This window comes from Enterococcus hermanniensis, assembly GCF_001885945.1.
GTDB lineage: Bacteria > Bacillota > Bacilli > Lactobacillales > Enterococcaceae > Enterococcus_A > Enterococcus_A hermanniensis.
Genome location: NZ_JXKQ01000040.1, coordinates 1 through 988, shown reverse-complemented (window position 1 = coordinate 988; position 988 = coordinate 1). Strand labels below are relative to the sequence as shown.

Below are 988 nucleotides of genomic sequence, written 5' to 3'. Positions count from 1 at the left end.
ATCAGATCAATATAAACTTTGTAGTTTTGTTTGAACAATGCCGCATTTGGAGTTGCTTGCAACTCAATTTGAACGGGTGAATTAGCATTGGCGTATGAGCCAGCACCATATTGAACGTAACCAGGTTCTCCAACTTGGTAAACAATGCCGTCACCAACAATATATGCAGTGTAAGCATTCGCCCAATTTCGTTTCATGAACGCCGCTTCGTTACGACCTGTTGCTGAAGCGTTCGCTGTATCATGTGCAACAATATAATTCGGGCTAGCAAGCTGAGAACTTCCTTGATTAGCTCCTAAATTAAATTCGTTGTTGACTGTATATGCGAACACCTGCGTAGGCAACAAAAAAAGAGCTACGAGAGCTCCAATCAAAACTTTCTTCTTCATTCTAGTCCTCCCTCTTTGGTTTTGAATAAGTCAGTGCTCGTTTGCTATCGGATAAACCGTGGGTCGTGGGATCGGCAGTAATTCCCAGAAAAGCCAGTAAAGCGAACAAGGCGTTGATTACAGCTAATGCTTTATCTCCGTATGAAGAGAGGTCTAAGGTATAGCCAAATGCTGCTGCGACTGCTTGGGCTAATAGAATGACTAATGGGACAACGCCCACCCAAAATGCTTTCGATTTGATTCTTAATTTCCAATTGATTTTAATTTTAATTATTCCTTTCTTTATATAGAGTTTTGATTTGTTCTGAATGCTCGATTAAACGGTCATTGTGTCTATCCAGCCTTTCATCATGTTTTACAAGTTCTTCATGAATACTTGTTCTATCATCTTTACTTGCCTGTAAATCACGATTTAATAAATCTAAACTATGTGTCATTTTAGTTAGATTTTCAGTAATCTTTGTAAAGCTACTCATGATTGGCCGTATAACAGTCACTACAGCAACACCAATAACCGTCAGCCATTCAATCCATTTTGTAACTAATTCAACGTTCAACACATACCTTTCCACCCTTCAATAATTAAAGAAGCCCCGTCC

At 39.2% G+C, this 988-nt stretch carries 3 protein-coding genes; all 3 read right to left on the bottom strand.

All coding sequences use genetic code 11. The annotated features are described in order from the left end of the window. A partial coding sequence (locus RV04_RS12935) for an N-acetylmuramoyl-L-alanine amidase (protein WP_211271205.1) occupies positions 1–389 on the bottom strand: 389 nt, incomplete at its 3' end. Between the two features lies 1 nt (position 390). Then, complete coding sequence (locus tag RV04_RS12930) at positions 391–654, bottom strand: phage holin (RefSeq protein ID WP_071858862.1); 264 nt, start codon at positions 652–654, stop codon at positions 391–393. Between the two features lies 1 nt (position 655). Continuing rightward, entirely contained in the window at positions 656–919 is a 264-nt protein-coding gene (locus tag RV04_RS12925) for a hypothetical protein (RefSeq protein ID WP_245791107.1), read from the bottom strand. Positions 920–988: the final 69 nt, after the last annotated feature.